Annotated in this window: 13 protein-coding genes; 4 read left to right on the top strand and 9 right to left on the bottom strand. The window is 47.5% G+C overall.

Annotated features, from left to right (window positions below; all coding sequences use genetic code 11):
• Window positions 1-225 precede the first annotated feature (225 nt).
• The gene (locus tag GF401_00230) at window positions 226-564 is read left to right on the top strand and encodes an STAS domain-containing protein (protein MBD3343469.1); all 339 of its coding nucleotides are present in this window, start codon (window positions 226-228) and stop codon (window positions 562-564) included.
• A gap of 18 nt (window positions 565-582) precedes the next feature.
• On the opposite strand, the gene pabB is transcribed toward GF401_00230, so the two are convergent.
• The 9 genes from pabB to GF401_00275 all read right to left on the bottom strand — a co-directional run bounded on the left by pabB (window position 583) and on the right by GF401_00275 (window position 14,919).
• Window positions 583-2,451 carry an aminodeoxychorismate synthase component I gene (gene pabB, locus GF401_00235; GenBank protein ID MBD3343470.1) on the bottom strand — a complete coding sequence of 623 codons (1,869 nt, stop codon included), beginning with the start codon at window positions 2,449-2,451 and terminating at the stop codon, window positions 583-585.
• A gap of 21 nt (window positions 2,452-2,472) precedes the next feature.
• Window positions 2,473-2,781 (bottom strand): STAS domain-containing protein, encoded by a 309-nt coding sequence (locus tag GF401_00240; GenBank protein MBD3343471.1) that lies wholly within the window; start codon window positions 2,779-2,781, stop codon window positions 2,473-2,475.
• Between the two features lie 76 nt (window positions 2,782-2,857).
• Window positions 2,858-5,863 (bottom strand): hypothetical protein, encoded by a 3,006-nt coding sequence (locus GF401_00245; protein ID MBD3343472.1) that lies wholly within the window; start codon window positions 5,861-5,863, stop codon window positions 2,858-2,860.
• Window positions 5,864-6,173: 310 nt separating this feature from the next.
• A complete protein-coding gene (locus GF401_00250; protein ID MBD3343473.1) occupies window positions 6,174-6,659 on the bottom strand; it encodes a TIGR00725 family protein in 486 nt (161 codons plus the stop codon).
• Window positions 6,660-6,740: 81 nt separating this feature from the next.
• Window positions 6,741-9,824 carry a hypothetical protein gene (locus tag GF401_00255; GenBank protein ID MBD3343474.1) on the bottom strand — a complete coding sequence of 1,028 codons (3,084 nt, stop codon included), beginning with the start codon at window positions 9,822-9,824 and terminating at the stop codon, window positions 6,741-6,743.
• Between the two features lie 248 nt (window positions 9,825-10,072).
• The gene (locus GF401_00260; protein MBD3343475.1) at window positions 10,073-10,873 is read right to left on the bottom strand and encodes a hypothetical protein; all 801 of its coding nucleotides are present in this window, start codon (window positions 10,871-10,873) and stop codon (window positions 10,073-10,075) included.
• 6 nt (window positions 10,874-10,879) lie between these two features.
• Window positions 10,880-13,360 (bottom strand): hypothetical protein, encoded by a 2,481-nt coding sequence (locus GF401_00265; GenBank protein ID MBD3343476.1) that lies wholly within the window; start codon window positions 13,358-13,360, stop codon window positions 10,880-10,882.
• The gene (locus GF401_00270; GenBank protein ID MBD3343477.1) at window positions 13,357-14,025 is read right to left on the bottom strand and encodes a DUF4159 domain-containing protein; all 669 of its coding nucleotides are present in this window, start codon (window positions 14,023-14,025) and stop codon (window positions 13,357-13,359) included. Before GF401_00270 ends, GF401_00265 begins: the two co-directional genes overlap by 4 nt.
• A 54-nt stretch (window positions 14,026-14,079) precedes the next feature.
• Entirely contained in the window at window positions 14,080-14,919 is an 840-nt protein-coding gene (locus GF401_00275) for an inositol monophosphatase (protein ID MBD3343478.1), read from the bottom strand.
• A gap of 6 nt (window positions 14,920-14,925) precedes the next feature.
• Between GF401_00275 and maf the strand changes: the two genes are divergently transcribed.
• Genes maf through GF401_00290 form a run of 3 tightly spaced genes read left to right on the top strand, consistent with a single transcriptional unit; the run spans window position 14,926 to window position 17,369 of the window.
• On the top strand, window positions 14,926-15,645 hold the full coding sequence (maf, locus tag GF401_00280) for a septum formation protein Maf (GenBank protein ID MBD3343479.1): 720 nt from the start codon (window positions 14,926-14,928) through the stop codon (window positions 15,643-15,645).
• Window positions 15,635-16,597 (top strand): hypothetical protein, encoded by a 963-nt coding sequence (locus GF401_00285; protein MBD3343480.1) that lies wholly within the window; start codon window positions 15,635-15,637, stop codon window positions 16,595-16,597. Before maf ends, GF401_00285 begins: the two co-directional genes overlap by 11 nt.
• Window positions 16,598-16,607: 10 nt before the next feature.
• Entirely contained in the window at window positions 16,608-17,369 is a 762-nt protein-coding gene (locus tag GF401_00290) for a YchF/TatD family DNA exonuclease (protein MBD3343481.1), read from the top strand.
• Window positions 17,370-17,383: the final 14 nt, after the last annotated feature.

The raw sequence follows: 17,383 nt of genomic DNA on the forward strand, positions 1-17,383 counted from the left end.
TAATATATTGATATTAAACGAATTACAATAGGAACGCCTGTATTATGATGTCGAAACAGGGTGTGCAAAAATGCGAATGTGTATGACAACGTTCCCAAAAATGCGACAGTCGACCGATCGGCTATGAAATGAAGGATATTGAGCCGTTGAACATGATATCTTGTTTTTAAATAAAATTGTATAGTATACTAATAATTCAAGAATTCACCCTTTTAACCGACTGTCATGGCACTGAATATAAAAATATCCGAGTTTAACGGTTATCCGCTTATCGACCTTATCGGTAAAATTACCGATACTGATGCACGCAACCTCTCACACGAACTTCATGCACTCAACAAGATGAAAACCGAGAGGATTCTTATTAATATTACCCGGGTCCTCTTTATCGACAGCCATGGCCTGGGAGTAATCGTCTATTTCAGTTCGTTGCTCGAAAAAGAGGAACGGAAACTGGTCATAATCAATGCAAACAGAAATCCATCCGCCTATATTAACCGATTGTTCGAAATGACCAATCTCAACAGAATGCTGACTATCGTAGGAGCCGGAGAAGTCGATTAACAGCGGCCGGCTCTCGTGTTATAACCTATTATCCTCATCCACTATCCTCACTTTCACGATGCCCCGAATCGCATTCCCGCAATACACCGCATCGGAAGAGGAGAGATCTTTTTTATACAATATTTTTTCGCTGCATTTTCCTGATTTTATCAGACGGGAGCGCACAGTGCCCGGAAGCAGGCCGCAGTCGAGCAGGGGAGTAAAGAGCTCGTTATCTTTCTTGATAAAAATCGTACTCCGTGCGCCTTCGGTCAGCTCGTTTTTCTCATTGAAAAAAGCGGCGTCAAAGCATTTTCCCTCCCTGATCAGTTCCATGGCGGTGTTGTACCAGGGACGGTAGGTTGTTTTGTGGAAAAGAAACATATTGTTCCGATTTGTCGCATCAGGCGACAGGAGGAGAAGTGAAGAATGGTTTGGTGATGAATACAATGGAGAGGAATCCCATCGCAAATCACCCCGGGAGGATAAAAATATTCGGATTTTAAGAGGGAACTCCTGGGAACAACGGGTAGTGATTTCTTTAACAGCGGCATCGAATGCAGGGCCCGGGAAGGGATATCCGAAAAAGCCGGCCGATTGTCTGAGTCGCGTTCGATGGTCCCGGAGGTGGCAAAGCCTTCGGTTCCACAAAATGGATTCGAAAATTTCAAACTCGGGTTTGGGGCGGATAAGAAATTCGCATTTTGTGGTACATTCTTTCCATTCATCGGGCGCCTTTGAATCCCACACTATGCCGCTTCCTGTGCCGAATTGCCAGAGTTCTTGTCCCTTCTTTTTCTCCATGGTCCTGATAGGGACACTGAACACCGCTCTGTTATGCGGTCCGACAAAGCCCAGGGCACCGCAATACACGCCCCGGTCCCTTTTTTCCAGTGACCGGATTATCTCCATTGTTCTGATTTTGGGAGCACCGGTTACCGATCCACAGGGGAACAGATGACTGATAATATCGGAAAACCTGATCGATGATTTCAGGGTGCCCTGAATTGTCGAGGTCATCTGGTGAAGGGTATAATAGGTTTCGAGCTCAAACAATTTTCTGACCTTCACCGATCCCGTCGTGCAGATTTTTCCCAGATCATTGCGCAACAGGTCGACAATCATGACATTTTCGCTCTGGTTTTTCGGATCCCGGGCAAGAGCTGATCTAATCCGGCGGTCTTCGGATGACCTGCGTCCACGGGGAGCAGTCCCTTTCATCGGTTTTACCGTTATCTGCCGCCCCCTGCACGAGAAAAACAATTCCGGTGAAAAGGATGCAATATTGCCGTGGCTGTTTTTTATGAAACTGCAATACCCGGCCTGCTGGGATTGCCGCAAACGGTAATAGAGCATCAATGGAGAGTCCGATGATTTAAACCGGGTGTCGAAAGTAAAATTGACCTGATAGGTGTGTCCCGCCGCTATCCATTGCCGAATTTGGGTCACACACCGATTGTACTCTTCATAATCGATAGAGGGGGTAATCGAGTTTTCCGCAGAGGAGAGCGGAGATATGGGCGGTGATTTCCCGGTATGGGGTAAAGGACGGTTCCATTTGCCGGTGCGATGATCAAAAATAAAGGGGAGAGTAAAAATCCCGAACCACGCGAGGGGTGAATTTGTTACTGTGCGGGTGTCGATAGTACGGATGAACCGTTCTTCAAGGCCGTAGGAAGCTTCGTAGCTGAGATAGCCGGCAACCCAATGCGTTTTCGACCATTTGTCTATGTCTTTCAGCAGTGATCGTATTCTGTCGGGAGAATTTACGGATAATTCGACAACCGGATCGGTAAAAAGATAGGAGCGGCTGTTTTTTCCGGCAGGAACGGCGGTATCCAAAAGCACTGCCGTTTCTGCGGTATCGATCAGGCCGGCCAGTAATTCACACCCTAAAGGGTCAGCCATATCATTACCTGCAAAACACAGCTACTCGTCGAGAGTGTCGACAATGGTAAATATTTTGCTCAGCTTTACCGTATCTAAAATTTCCCGGAGAAGAGGGTCGGGACGGTAAAAGATGAGCGTTTTGCCTTCAGAGGTGATTTTGCGATGAAAGGTGATAAACATCCTGAGCCCGTAGGAGTCGCATAAACGCACATTCTCAAGATCGAAAATTATCGTGGAAGGATCCTTTGATTCGATATTGGAGGAAATAACCGCCGACAGATTGTCGGTGTTGCCGATATAGACTTTCTCTCCGAATTTATAAAGAAACCTGTCTTCGTTATCGCTCATGAAAGCTTTTTCCCTTTTCCGGTTACCTGTCCATGTTTCCTTTTTCCGAAATTCGCATCAATGTTTCCTGTTACCCTTAATAGACATCAAGGAAAACATCGCCGATAATCCCCGAAGGCCGTCGATTCATCCGCAAAACATTGTCGACCGTATTTGCAACACGCACCGTAAGGTCATTTCGTTTCAATTTGCATGCCTCGGTGACATCGACTTCAAAGGGGCTCGAATTCATGGAAGCTACTTCCTCGCCGTTGAGAGAGACGGTAATACTGCCGGATGTTCTGCCGAAACGAAGAATGAGGCGGTTGTAATCACTGGGGATTTCAAAGACCTGATTATAGGTACCGCTTCCACTGAGATAGGGATAGCCGTATTTTGTCCAGGAATCGGTGTGTACCGAAGGCTTTGTCTCGCTGATAATCCATCCCTTGGTACCTTTACGAATCGAAAAGTCGCCGGCAATTATCGGAGGATACAAAATCACGGGAGGATCATCAAACAAACCGATAGTCCGCATTGCAACACGGTTGTATCCTTTGTTGACCATGTTTTTAAGGTTGCAGACAATTGCGTTTCGAATAAAGGGTGTCTGGTGAAGGATTGTGCGATTGAGTTCGGCAAGGGCTTCATCATCACAATCGGTACAGAGCGGCTGGAAACTCTCGACTCTGTTCGCATTGACTGTCAATTCAATTTCATTGTTCGAATTTCCGGAACCGGATTTGAAACCACCCATACCGGTTAACACCAGATAACAGTTTTCCGGCACTGCGGAAGCTTCGAAATATGATTCGTAATAATGAGAATACCCACCATACTCACGGCTGAGACCGATACGGGTGCTCCAGCTTGCGAGGGGAAGAATATTCAGTGAATCGGGTTCAAAATCCCATTGATTTCTCAGGACTACGCGGTAGTTCCGCTGTTGTGTTCCATAGATATTGATCGGATGTTTCTGTTTCTCGGTTTCGTTTATTGCAAATTTTGTTTTGGATGATGCCAGTACAAAAGACTGCTTTGGGGCGAAATAGAGGCTGGTACGAATAGAATCTTCTTTATGCTGGATATCTTCAATTTCATGGATATTTCCGGTTTCGCAATCCACAAGATACAGGTATTTATCGTGGGGAAGCTCGATCGAGGCGAAATGTTCGTTTTTCTCGGAAATATTATGGAGGAAATAGATATTGCTGGCTGGTGAAGCCCCGTGAGAGAGAATGATGTCTGCGCATTTTTTACCGTGGACAGTGACTTTTGCCGAAGGAGTGATATGCTCCAGGGCATGGCCGAGATCTTTCACCGCAACGGATTTTGCATAACCACGCTTCGAACTCAGTAATTTCTGGACCCGGGTGGTAAAACTGGAACTCGTGCCCTCATCAAGACTTCCCTGCGGCGGTTCATCGATAAAGATCACCGTCCCCTTCTTGGAAACCAGTTTTTCTAAAAAGACGAAAACGCTCTTGGATATGAGCCGGGAGTAGGGAACGATAAGTGCATGATAATTTCCCTTTCGGATCCGGTCTGCCGTACCGAAATCGGAGGTGACCCGTATCGATGACGCCAGAAGAAGCTCTTCGGTGATAATATCAAAATCCAGATCGATGCGCTGGAGTTCTCCCATTACTTTGTGAAGTCGCAACATGCCTTTATTGACAGCATCGTCGTTGCTGGGAAGATAATCCGAAAGGATTGAGTGGGTCGGCAGAAGAACGGCAACGTCACGGGCAAAATGGATGTCCTTGATGATCTCCTGGAAACGGCTCGAATAATCGCACAGCTGTTTGAACGCTGGCCATTCGGATGAATACCAGTAACAGTTGAATGGTGTTTTGATATAATTGCGGTAATCGAGATTAAAAAAGAGTCCATCCATAATAATGGTCGATTCGCCCATGAGGGTATTCTGATCGATTTCGCTTTTCAGGCTCTGGATTGTTGCTGCATTTCCCAGGCGGTTCCGGCCGATTATGGTGAGAGTATGGCGACGATATTCGGTGGAATTTGTATCGGCCATTGCCCGCAGAACCGGATAATTCTCTTCGGTGCCTTCCTGGTTCTGAATACCCAGCGCGGTAAATTTCTCCCGGGGTATTGCAAAACAGTCTTTCAGCATGTTTTCGGTATTGTCGATATTGCGTTCAGGGCAGAGAAGCCATTGTGAAAGTCGATTGTTCTTGCACCATTTCTCGATCGACAAGGCAAACCGTTCGTACATTGTATTAAGAAGGAAATCGTAGATATGAGGACGGTTTTTGGCCGATTTTGGATCGACTTCAAAGAAAAGTGAAGGAATCAGCTTCAGAAGCTCTTTTTTATGTTTCGACCGGTAGCGGACAACCAGATCGTCATCCCACGGAATGCTGTTCTCACCGGGAATCATTGCCGGCATTTCATGAAAAAACCCTTCAAAAACAGTCGGGATATATTTAAGAAACCGGGTCTTAATAACTTCACAAACCATCGAAATATATTCATCGGCAAGCTTGCTATTGTAGACATTGGGAAGATAATCGGCAACCGGGTCTTTGATATATTCTTTTTTGAATACCATCACTTGCCATTCACCGGAAGGCGCTTTCCATGAGAAATGATGATTTTTTGAATTGGTAAGGGGCATTGTTTTGATTTTTGAAAGATCGACATATCCCTTTTTAAGCTTTGATGTCACAATCCAGGTGTGGTCGGGGCAATCGTACTCATACTCAAAATTCTGACGGCTTTTCAGCATCTGGGAATGGGCCAGTACCAGCCGCTTTGCTCTGAATTCCTTCACCTGATTGGTCAGTTTGCCGAGTGTGCCGCTCCAAGGCAAAGAAAAATCTTCAACCAACCGAACCTTTATACCCTTTTCTTTTGCAGTATTTAATGCACATTCCAGGAGCACGAAAAAATCTTCAGACAAAAAAGGCGGATCCATATCTCTTCCGGGCTTGATTGCGACACCACCAAATCCTTTATCGATAATTGATTCGATTTGAAACAGCATTTCATTTTCGGTGATTTCGCGATTCCATATCCATATAGCCCAGGGCCTGGTTTCAATAGGCTGCTTGGTCAACGCTTTTTTGAGGTTTTTCAAACTACAAGCTCCTTTTAAGGGGTTAAAATGTATAAAATAGAAAGGTAAATCTACATTTTGGAGGCATTTCTGTCAAGCAACTTCTGGGCAAAGAGGTGGATGAAATATTTGTAATCAATTAATAAATAATAAGTTACGGATGTATAGGCTGTGCAGATTAAATTTGTTTAATCGCTTAATTAGTCGACCAAAAGAAGAGAATCCGGGCAATTGCCGACCCTTATCGGCTTACTGGCAGGCACAAAAATGTATCGTTTTGCCGTTGCATTTCGTGGCGAATTGTGCTTGTCTGTGGGGTGCCTGTTTTTACCTATCGCAGCGCATCAAGAGCCAGCCCGACAGCCTGGGGGGCTGTAAAGGCTTCTTTGTATCGCGCACTTTCGACGCTTGCTATTTTTTTCAGATCCCAGGCGCCCGGAAGGTACACCACGGTTTTGCCGCTGTTGAGCGCAAGACCAATTTCACTTAATGTGCCGTAAGAGCCGGGGAAAGCGATAAGAACATCCGAAAACCGGACTACCAGGGTGTTACGGCCGATTCCCATGCCGGTGGGAAGAGCGATTGTTACCCAGGGGTTGGCATCGCTTTTCTTTTCGCCGGGAAGGACTCCCAGAACCGTACCATTGTTTTCCGCCGCACCTCTGGAGGCGGCTTCCATAATGCCTCCAAGACCACCGCAAATCAAAAGCGCATCATTATTGGCAATATGCACGCCGAGTTCATAGGCGAGATCAAGATCGCTCTGTGAAACTTCTTTACCGCCGATAACTCCTATTGCGGGTTTTCGTTTACCCATAGAGTTTACTCCTTTAGTGATACAATGCCTGTAAAATACATTAAACAGCGGTATGCGGTTTGATCACCCCATGGCGGGGGTCTAAAATCCAAGCGCTGCCTTCACTGCAACTTCGTTTCTCCACAGGTCCCAGGTGGCTTCAAATGAGGCCTGTTGGAAAAATGAGTAGGATTGAGTATAGCCGAAGGTCAATCCCCCGCCCAGCCGGTGAGTGGTACTGGCCGCCGATGGATCGTAATACTTTTCCGAGATATACTCGGGCAGGGATGACAAGGCGTAGTTTCGGTTTCCATACAGCGAGAGTTCATATATCGCTCTGCCGTAAAGCGCGTCGGCGCAAAAATAGTTGCCTCGGTTGATATACCGGAAAAGAGGAAAGATAAAATTCACCCCGGCATCAAAGGAAAAGTAGGAGTCCGAATATCCGTCAATTTTATCAAAGGGGTCCTGCACTGTCTCGGAAAGCCAGACCGGATAGAAGTCGCCTTCCAGAAGAAGGGAAAAATATTTTTTAATGGGAAAGGAATGCATGCCGGCAATGCGGAGTGCTTTACCGCCGCTGTACACCGTTTCGGTCGACGTGCCCTCGATTCGAATAATTTCTTTTCTTACAGGCACGATCATGGGAATAAAGGCGGCACGAAGCATGGAAAGATCGGCTAAGTTATAGGAGATATCTTCGTTATAATATCCGTCTCGTGTCCACAGGAACCAGAGAGGGAACTCAGCAGAGAAATTGGTGATATTTTCAAGAGCAAGCTGCGGTGATGCACCAATATAGAAATCTCGTGCCACATGCCACTGTATATAAGGATTAAAGAGGACATAGACCGGAATATAAAGAAAAACCTGACTCTGAAACATGAAACCGAACGTTGGAGCGGATTTCCGGTTCTCGACCGTAAGTTCGGGAACGATAAGAGGAATCCAGCTGTAAAGCGCTTCACTTTCGGCAGAATCTTGGTTGTCGGTTTCGGATTGCATCGAACCATGGGTTGATACCGTTGTTTCGGCAAATCGGAGCGACCATCCGGAATCGGTAAAGAGCATATTCCTTTTCATCGCCGGTGTCGCATGAATTCCTGATAATTTGTTTGTCCACCGGGAATGCATACACTCCAGGCTGCTTTCTGTTTTGGTGGTAGAATCCTGTGCGGAGAAATTGGTAGTACTGAGAGCGGCAAAGGAGATATTGAACTGCTGTACTCTTTTCCGGAGGGCATCCGATTTATAAAATCCGATACCCGCCCCGATAACCGTCATAATACTGTCGGTGAAATTATCCATCTCATTGTTTTCGATAAAATTGCCCAGAGTACCGTTGAGATCCAGAAAATCGACAAAAGCATTTATCTGCCACGCCGGCCGGAGCCGTTCGGCTTCGTATTCCCGGGCCCTGAGCTTAACTTTACCATCGGGTTCAGGAAGAGGTTTAAAAACACAGGCGGTGGATTCGGGGAGTTTAAAGGCGGCCCCGCTGTCGGGAATGGTTACCAGGGAGAATCCACCGGCGCCATATTCAGAACAGAGAAGGGTATTAGCCGGGCCGGCAACGGGTTCGAACAACCCACCCGGTGTTGTCGAGTGACGGCGAAGGTCGGATGCATCGGGGTGGATTGAGTAGATATTGTATACACCGTCATAATCGGCCGAATAATAAATGCGATTGTTCGGGCCCCAGAATGGAGCTTCTTCCCGGGCGATTGTCTGGCATAAGGGGCTCATTTCACCGGTGGTAATATCGACAATGTAAAGATTGGTGTTACCGTTAATCACCTTTCCCACAACTGCCTGCGACTGATCGCCCGGACAGAGAGAGACACCGGCAAAGGGATTTCCCATTTCGCCTTCAACAACCATTTCGAACGATCGATCCGCCCGATTGAACAGAACAAGGGAATAGATGCCTTTGTTGTACTGAACGCAGAGCAGTCTTACCCCGTCGCTGCATGCGGCGACATCATAAATTCTTGCATCACGGGTCAGAGGCGTTTCAGTCCCATCGGCTAAATCGTATTGGTAGATATCGTTGTAATAGGAACCGTGCGAATTGGGTTTCCGCGATTTGAGATAAAAAACCTTTTCTCCCTTTGTATCGAAGGTCCATGACGTTTTTGCATAGGCTATTCGTGCCGCGGGGGTCGATTCGTTGGGATGAAACAGGATCAGGTCTGTCCGGAAATAATCTCCGGGATGGTTGGTCAGACAACCCCACATGTTTTTTTCTGCCGAGTACCGGGGCGTGATATTATAAGTACCTTTATTCCATAATTGGGTTGACACACCAGGGGCAACGTTTTGGGCATAGGTGTTTTTCAGGCTGTCGAGCCACTGGTTGTAGACAAGTTGCAGTGATATGCCGGTAGCTTTTCTGAATGTCCGATTGAAAACCGCGCCGCCGGGATCCGCAGAGCGTGCATCGGTGCAAAGACGGGGGAGCAGTTTGCGGCCGAAACGGTTCTCGAGATATTTAACAAAGGCAAACCCGTGGTTGTAGACCTTTTCGTTGCCCAGGGAGGTGTGATTGAAATTGGCCATCTCCTGGAGTGTTAGATGAGAGCCCTTAAGAACCGCACAACGGAGTACCATATCCCGCCGCGAATCCCAGCAGTCATGTCCCATTCGTTCCGATTCCCGTTGAGCAATACCTTCCACAAACCAGGGCGGAAAAAACTGAGTGGCGGGAATAAATGGTGTCATATCCAGTTCGTGGGTGGGCGAGGTATAGGTAAGGCGGGGAATTATTGCCAGAAGCTGGAATCCCGACTTGCGAAGTGAAATGATATGGGCAAGCTCGTGGGTGATAACATTCCGAAGCCAGGTCGTGTTGTCTCGGAGGTCCATGCGTGCATCGGGAAGCCAGATGAGAATGTTGTCTTCGGTCCATCCGGCAAGGCCGTTCGCCTTATCGTCATAATCGGCAAGAGAAAGATTGATCTTGCCGTAAAACTTGAAATCGTAAAGTTTCTCAAGGGACCGGTAAGACTCTTCGGCTATTTTCGCCGCCGCATATACCCCATGACGGGTATTCTCGTAAAAATGGATATTAAAATGGCGGGTCGAGACGGTTTTCCATTCGATTTCCGGATGATTGAATCCAAATGCAGAAACATAAAGCAAAAAAACAGCAAAAAAAGACCGGCGAAAGAAAGAAATATGAATCATGGATCTTCCTTTATTATAAGTCTAAGTCAAGTAAATGACAATATAGGTAATGGCAGGAAATGACACTAAAGGCAACGTTAATATTTTTATGTAAAAGAATTTTTCCTGTAGTTTTTTTGGGGCCCGGAGAAGATTGTTCTCAGCACGTGCCCAACGAATCTGGGCAGAATAATAAGAGATGAAAGATAACGAGAAAGGTTACGATAGATGATGAAGCGAGGCTAATATCTCCGGATACTTTTTGAACCTTACTTCAAGAACAGAGTTCCCAGCGAATCGAAATAGGCTTTGATTGAGAACCGATATTCTTCGGGGAAATTCCCTTCGAGCGCTTTTTTTCTCAGCTTATAGAAGGTGTCGGCATTGCGGGCGGAAGAGAAATCGTCGGGAGTGAAATCGGTGGAGTATATTGTTTTGGCCGAGTAGGATTTTTTCTCTTTTTTCCCCTGGCCTTCCTTATGCATCGAGAGGGTGGACTGGATCATGCGAACGAGGAACCGGTCCTGGCGGTCTTTGATCTGCTGCGATGGATTTTCGAGCATCCGGGCAAGCCGTCGTGCTTCGTTCTCCAGCTCTTTGACCCTTTTATGCAGGTCCTTACCGGATTCCTTGCCGTACGTATCGGCAAGTTCTTTCAGTTTATCGGCAATAGCCCTTTGCGCTTCCCGTGCGGCATTGCGCTGGTTGATAGTCGATTGCCCTTGTCCGCCCTTTTTAAAACCGCCCGAAGATTTACCTTCAAGCATTTGACGGAGCAGTTCTCCGGTTGCGGCATTGACCATGGCCTGTTTTCCGGAAAGTTTCCGCAAACCGCACATCATGCCTTGTCCGCTGCCGCTTTGCATCGACTGCATACCTTTGGAACTGCTCAGGAGAGTCTGGGCAAGATTGTTAAGGGCGGTATGGCTCTGTTTCATTGCCATGCCCGGGCGGAAACCTTTCATAGCTTTGATTGTATTATCAAGGGTTGCCAGGGTCCGGTCATAGCTTCGGGCAATATGCTGCAGAGCGGCCGGCGGAGCCATGGAAAGGCTGTCGAGTTTTGTCATGCTTTTTTACAGCGCCTCTTTTACCGCCTGTTGCGTTTTTGCATTGCGACTGATCCGGGCAGGATCGGTGGACATGGTAGTCGATTGCCGTTCCCTGTAGATCTCGTTTTCCCATTCCGCAAGGTTCAGGGCGTCCTTTGCCATGTCCAGAAGGATCCCCTTTTCTTTTTCCATCCGGGCCATCATGTTGCTGCTGAGCATCGACTGCAGCTCCTCGGAGAGCGAGAGGAGAGATCCACTCATGCGATTCATCGATGAACGTGAAGGCGTCGCATTTTCGGATAATTGATTTTTCAGCGATTTCGCCTCCTCTTTTATCTGTTCCAGAGAAGGGATATTTTTCAGTGAGAACAGAGAATCGGCGCCCTTTTCCATCGAACGATTGTCGAGTTGCCGGGCAAAGGATTTTGTACGCTGCAAAAGATTTTTCTGGCGTTCCGCAGCGTTTTTTTCAGATTCGGATTTCGCTGCAAGCATCTGTTGTTCCTGCGCCAGTTTTTTCGCCTGCGCAGCGAGTGACGCCAGCTCCTGATCCCGTCTCAGCATTTCCAGGTATTTGAGTGTGTTGTCAAGACGTTCCTGAAGTTCCGGCAAAAGCCGCTGCGCTTTTTGAAGCGCTTCTTTCATGTCTTTCCAGGTGATTTCCTCATTCTCTTCGGGCGGTTTGAAAAGAACGCTGTCGCCGTATTCCCGGACAAGCTCCTCGAGCGTCTTTCGCACTTCATCCATTTTGTTAAGAAGGTCATCACCGAGCAACTCCTCTTCTTTCAACTGCTTCACGGCCTCTTTAAACGACTCGAGCGCCTTGTTCAGCGAATCTTTCTGGGATTTCATCTCCGACGCAAGATCTTTGATAATCTCCTTTTCTTCCCAGCTCAGATGGTTTTTCCGTTTCGCTGATTTGATAAGATCGGAGAGCATCTCCTGCGTGTTGTGCTGCTCGTCTTTAACATCCGATAGTTTTTCATCGGCGTATGATTCTTTTTCTGCAATCTTGCGATGAATCTCACGGAAATCGGGAAGGCGAAACCAGAATGTATCGCTGACGGCGGTCTGTTTTTTACCAAAAGGCTTATTATCCCGGATTGTTGCCCAGTAAAAGACTGTATCACCCGGATAGAGCGACAGATTTTTTAAATCCCAGACCATCTGCTTTCGGACAAGTTTTTTCCGGGAGCCGGAAATCGAGAGGTTTTCAGTGACCACCGAATCGAGGGGCATCGAGTTTTTCCGCCACTTGAGCGCAAGCCTTTTTACCCCGATATCATCGATGCCTTCAACCAGCAGTGTTTCGATCTGTGCGGTGGAGAGGACTTTGGGTGCCTGGGGCCTGAGGATGTTGACTACCGGAGGAAGATCGGGGATTGTTTCGATATAGAACCAGGGAAGAGAATCGGCTTTCTGACCGAAGGTATCGGCCAGGGCAAAGGAATACCGTATCCCCCGGCTTACCGGAATGGTTTCGTGCGCGGTCTTTTCCTCTATTTCGAATTCGACATGGCTGCTGTCCTCCATGATGAGCGCAGCGCTTTTAAGGGGGGTACCCGAACCGACGGTAAATTGAGCGCGGCTGCCCGCATAGGCGGCAAAACTTCCTTCCCCTTCATCCAGTATTTTCTTTGCAAGACCGGTGTATGACGGCGGTGTAACGGTTACCTGCAAAAGATAGAGAAAGGGCGGGGGCACAACGGTAATCGTGTCCCGGTTGATTCTGGACCCGCCAAGACTGAAGGAGTAATAAATCGTACCGGGAAAATCGGTGATTGTAAAGGAAAAGGCGCCGGTCGAATCGGCTCTCAGAAGGCGGCGTTTGAGAAGTGAACCTTCCGATGAGTAGATCGACAGGCCGCAGGAGGGGAAACTGTTGCTGTTGGGAAGACATGCAACGGTAACCGGGGTATTTGCAGGAATCGAAATACTTCCGGGGGAAACGGTCACCGCCTTTGCCTGATTACCGGAAAATGGGAGATCCCAGAACGTGTAGAGTCCCGGTGCCGAAAACAGTGACACCCCTGCAAAACAGAGCAGTGCAAGGAGTGCAAAAAGAAGGGGACGAAACGGTATGAGCCCCTTCAGTTGTCGGGGATATTTTTCCAGGTCGGCTGCTGCCTTTCGAATGACCTCATTCCGGAGGTTCTCCGAATCGTAGGGTGAACTCCCGGACATCTGGCCGGCTATTGAAAGAAGCATGTGCGGCATCCCTGCTTCACGTTCGATCCGTTCCGCGGTTTCTTTAAAGGACGGCACATGGATAACAAAGCTGTCGAGAGAGAGATAAAGAACCGACAGAACCCAGAAAAGGAGTGTCAGGTCCCAGAGGAGTGGAAGAATTGTCCAGGGGAAAAAAACAAAAAAGACCTGGAACAGGGCAAGCAGCAGAAAGCAGAGACCGGAGAATGGTGCGATCCGGTTGACTGCCCGCGAGAGCATAAGCCTGCGGCGGTGCCGGGCAATAAAAGAATGGAGGGTTGAAAAGTTGTTGTTCACTGTTCAAAAAACCAGATGATAACATTCGTGCCCATTTTCAGGGCCAGTTCGTGAAGGGCGGGGCCGTCGTTATGTACTTTCAGATCTTCCATTCCATCGCCGATATCGGAGCTGTAGGTATAGTATATCAGCATCCTGTCTTCCACGAAAATACCGAACCCCTGCGCCGGTTCACCGTCATGCTCGTGGATTTTGGGGAGGCCGGGAAGATTGAACCTGCTTGAATATATCGGATGATCGGACGGTATTCTGACCAGCGGGTTGTCGGGAAAGAGTGCCGCCAGCTCCCGCCGTAATGATTTATCCATCCCGTAATTGTCGTCGGCCCACAAAAAACCACCTCCCATAAGGTACTTGCGCAGGCGAAGTTTTTCCCGGTGGGTGAAATGAACATTGCCGTGGCCGGTCATATAGAGAAAAGGAAAATGGAACAGATGTTCGCTCATAATTTCCACTGTTGCCGATGTATCGCAGAGGGGGGCGGAAGAATGTTTTTTTATGTACGAAATAAGATTGGGCAGTGATGATGGATTTGCATACCAGTCGCCGCCCCCGCCGTATTTCAGCCGGGCAACTGTCAATTCACATCCTTTCTCACAGAAACCGGCGCCCAGGGTTCCGATAACAATCAGGGCTGCAATGATGCTCTGTCCGCGTGTATTCATCATGGATTCCTTCACAAGCCGTTTTATAAAAAATAATACACTAGCGAAAAAAAATTATTTTTTCCACGCGGTTTTTCTTTTGAAGGCATCAAAGAGTACGCTGTTCGATGCGATAACACCGGATGAATCGAGCCGGAGTTCCGTTCCCTGGGAGGAGACACACTCCCCGCCGGCCTGCTTTACGATATGTGCGCCCCCGGCAAAATCCCAGGTATGAAGGGAGTATTCAAAGTATGCATCAAGACGTCCGCAGGCTACCCAGCAGAGATCAAGCGCTGCACTTCCCATTCGGCGAAAAGCCCGAATGTCATTTTTCAGAAGCATTTTCACGATATCACAGGTTTTTTCAACCGGCTCGCCACGATCGGTAGAAAAACCGGTAGCGACAACCGCCCCCTTAAGAGTTTCGGTTGTGGTCACCCGGATCGGTTTTTCGTTCAGGTATGCCCCTCCCGAATCGGCATAAAACATTTCATCGCGTACCGGATCATAAACAACACCGGCTTTAAGCACTCCCTTTTCGGCATAGGCTACGGAAACTCCGAAATGAGGAATGCCGCCGATATAATTATTGGTCCCATCCAGAGGGTCGATTATCCACAAATGGTCCGAATCATAGTCCTGCTCCCGGGTATCTTCTTCATTGAGGAATTGATGAGAAGGAAACTGCTCCTTGATAATCCCGGTAATTTTTTCCTGTGCGTCGATATCGGCCTGCGTCACGGGATCATTGAGATCCTTGTAATGTACCTGTGCCTTGTTGAACAAAGACAGGATAACCGAACCGGCTTCAGTTGCAGCATAACGGGCAGTAGTAATTATTTTTTTCAGGTCCTTTGTCATTGGCAGGAGACTCCCGATTGATGATGGAATAGTGTAAAATAGCTTACGCACGACTTAATGCTTGGTATTAGACTATGGTCTTTTCTTATTTTTATAGTTATTATAGCTCGCGAGTCTTTCGATAGCCGGGCATACATCAAACAGAATGTATCTTATATGAGTGTATGGAACCTCGGGGATATCAAAATAATTCTGGCATCCCAGTCGCCGAGGCGAAAACAAATCCTTGAACAAATGGGCCTTGAGTTCGAAATCATTGTGCCTGTAATTCCGAATGAAGAAGAAGAGTATATTGTTCTGGACGATGTTGGAGGTTCACTGCAGCGACTTGCCGATGCAAAGGCGACATCGGTATCACATGCCAATCCTTCTGCCCTGGTACTGGGCGCAGATACGGTGGTCGTGATAAACGGCGAGGTTCTGGGCAAGCCGCGTAGCGCCGATGATGCGGCTCGAATGCTTATGCGGTTGGCCGGAAGAATGCATTATGTGTATACCGCCATCGCGGCACGATGTGAAAAAATTAATTTTAATTGTACAGCGCTGGCTGAAACAAAGGTATTTTTTAGAAATATATCAAAAGAAGATCTGGAATATTATCTTGCGTACGAGCACTATATGGATAAAGCCGGTGCATATGCAATTCAGGGAAAGGCAATGGCATTTGTGGATAAGATAGAAGGTTGCTTTTATAATGTTATGGGCCTTCCGGTAAAAGAAACAATTAATTTAATCGAAGAATTTATGCTACGGAAAGGGGTTCGTGATGTCGGATAATCCTGAAAGCCCCATGAACAATATGGAACAAAACTCAAAAGAAGGCCCGAAGCAGGATTCGGTAGGTGATATCCTCAGGAAAGAGCGAATTACCAAACGAATTACGATCGAGACAATTGCGCGGGATCTGAAACTCAACGTCAAGTATATCAAAGCGATGGAGTCGAACGACTATGACGCTCTTCCCGCCGACCCTTATGTACGGGTATACCTGAAATCGTTGTCGAAGTATCTCATGCTCGATTCCGATAAAATCCTGCAGCAGTACTACAATGAACGGGGTATTCCACCCGAGAGCTATACCAGAGATACGGCAACCAAACTCGATCTGACAAAAGAAGATCCGCCAAAATCGGGTTCTCGATGGATTGCTGTTATCGTTGTGGTTGCCGTTATTGCTGTTATTGTTTTTGTTGCAAACCGGATGGGATGGGTTCCCACCCCCGGTCCGGGAAGCAGCGCCGTCACCGCTCCTGCAGATTCCACCGAAGCTGTTTTCGAAGAAGATACGACGGGGGATGCTCCGGCGGTCGCCGATACAGCCGGTGAGTCGATAGAAGAAGATGAGAATGGTGAAACGGATGAAAGCGATGAAACGGCCCTCACTGTCGACAGTGCCGATACAGCAGAAAGTGAAGAGTCCGAAGCTGAAAACAGAACAACAAAAAGTTTTTTAGTGAAAATTAAAAGGGACTCCTCCTGGATACATGTTTTTGCCGATGGTGAATCATGGAAAAATACACTGTATAAAAATCAGGTAAGAAAATTCACCTTCCAGGACAGCCTCAATATCACTGTGGGTAACAATGAAGTCGTTCAGTATTATCTCAATGGGAAACGGCTGAAAAAACCTTCCGACAATTCGGTAGTGGCCTTCAAAATCGGTCCCTCGAGCAACGTGGAAAACTGGAGTTTGTCTAAATGGAACAAGGTATTTAAAGGCCGCCGGTGATAAAGAACTGATGTGGATCGATACACATGCCCATCTTTCCGATCTTTCCCCCACGGCACTTCAGCAGGAGATGGCTTCACTGCCTCGCCATAAGGTAAGCGCCGTTGTTAACGCCGCAACCGATCTGAAATCTGCCGAAACGATTATCGAGCAATGCACCGGATATTCTTCACTGTACGGAACCGTGGGAATTTCTCCATTCGATGTCATGACGTTACCCGAAAACTGGGAATCCCGCCTGCGTACTCTGGCCGGTAAACCATCGATTATCGGAATAGGAGAAATCGGTATCGATTCGACTAATCCACGCTATCCATCCCTTGATCGTCAGATGCCGGTTTTTGAACACCAACTGATGCTTGCAAAGGAGCTTTCGATGCCCGCGGTGATTCATTCCCGGGGTGCGGAAAAAAGAGCCGTTACTCTTTGCAAAAGCCTGGACATTCAAAAAGTGATTTTTCATTGCTTTACCGGATCCCAGGATGCACTCGGGATGCTTCTCGATGAAGGGTATTATGTTTCCTTTTCGGGAATAATCACCTTTAAAAATCAGGATGTAAAAGAGCGGGTGGTCTATGCGCCCCTCGACAGGATCTTTATCGAGACCGATACTCCCTACCTTGCTCCTGTTCCGTTCCGGGGCAAGCGAAATCGTCCGGCATGGGTCTCTCATGTAGGAAAAAAAGCGGCAGCATTAAAGAATATATCCACCGAACGGTTGGCCGAAGCACTAAAGAAAAACTTTAACGGCCTCTTTTCGGTTGAAACTTGAGGGTCTTCAAAAGA

It is taken from the genome of Chitinivibrionales bacterium, from assembly GCA_014728215.1.
Lineage (GTDB): Bacteria > Fibrobacterota > Chitinivibrionia > Chitinivibrionales > WJKA01 > WJKA01.

What these genes read in the sequence shown, in the direction of transcription:
- maf (MBD3343479.1), top strand. Translation starts at nt 14,926, where the DNA reads ATGCTTGGTATTAGACTATGGTCTTTTCTTATTTTTATAGTTATTATA.
- GF401_00240 (MBD3343471.1), bottom strand. Translation starts at nt 2,781, where the DNA reads ATGAGCGATAACGAAGACAGGTTTCTTTATAAATTCGGAGAGAAAGTC.
- GF401_00255 (MBD3343474.1), bottom strand. Translation starts at nt 9,824, where the DNA reads ATGATTCATATTTCTTTCTTTCGCCGGTCTTTTTTTGCTGTTTTTTTG.
- GF401_00270 (MBD3343477.1), bottom strand. Translation starts at nt 14,025, where the DNA reads ATGAATACACGCGGACAGAGCATCATTGCAGCCCTGATTGTTATCGGA.
- GF401_00250 (MBD3343473.1), bottom strand. Translation starts at nt 6,659, where the DNA reads ATGGGTAAACGAAAACCCGCAATAGGAGTTATCGGCGGTAAAGAAGTT.
- GF401_00290 (MBD3343481.1), top strand. Translation starts at nt 16,608, where the DNA reads ATGTGGATCGATACACATGCCCATCTTTCCGATCTTTCCCCCACGGCA.
- GF401_00230 (MBD3343469.1), top strand. Translation starts at nt 226, where the DNA reads ATGGCACTGAATATAAAAATATCCGAGTTTAACGGTTATCCGCTTATC.
- GF401_00260 (MBD3343475.1), bottom strand. Translation starts at nt 10,873, where the DNA reads ATGACAAAACTCGACAGCCTTTCCATGGCTCCGCCGGCCGCTCTGCAG.
- GF401_00285 (MBD3343480.1), top strand. Translation starts at nt 15,635, where the DNA reads ATGTCGGATAATCCTGAAAGCCCCATGAACAATATGGAACAAAACTCA.
- pabB (MBD3343470.1), bottom strand. Translation starts at nt 2,451, where the DNA reads ATGGCTGACCCTTTAGGGTGTGAATTACTGGCCGGCCTGATCGATACC.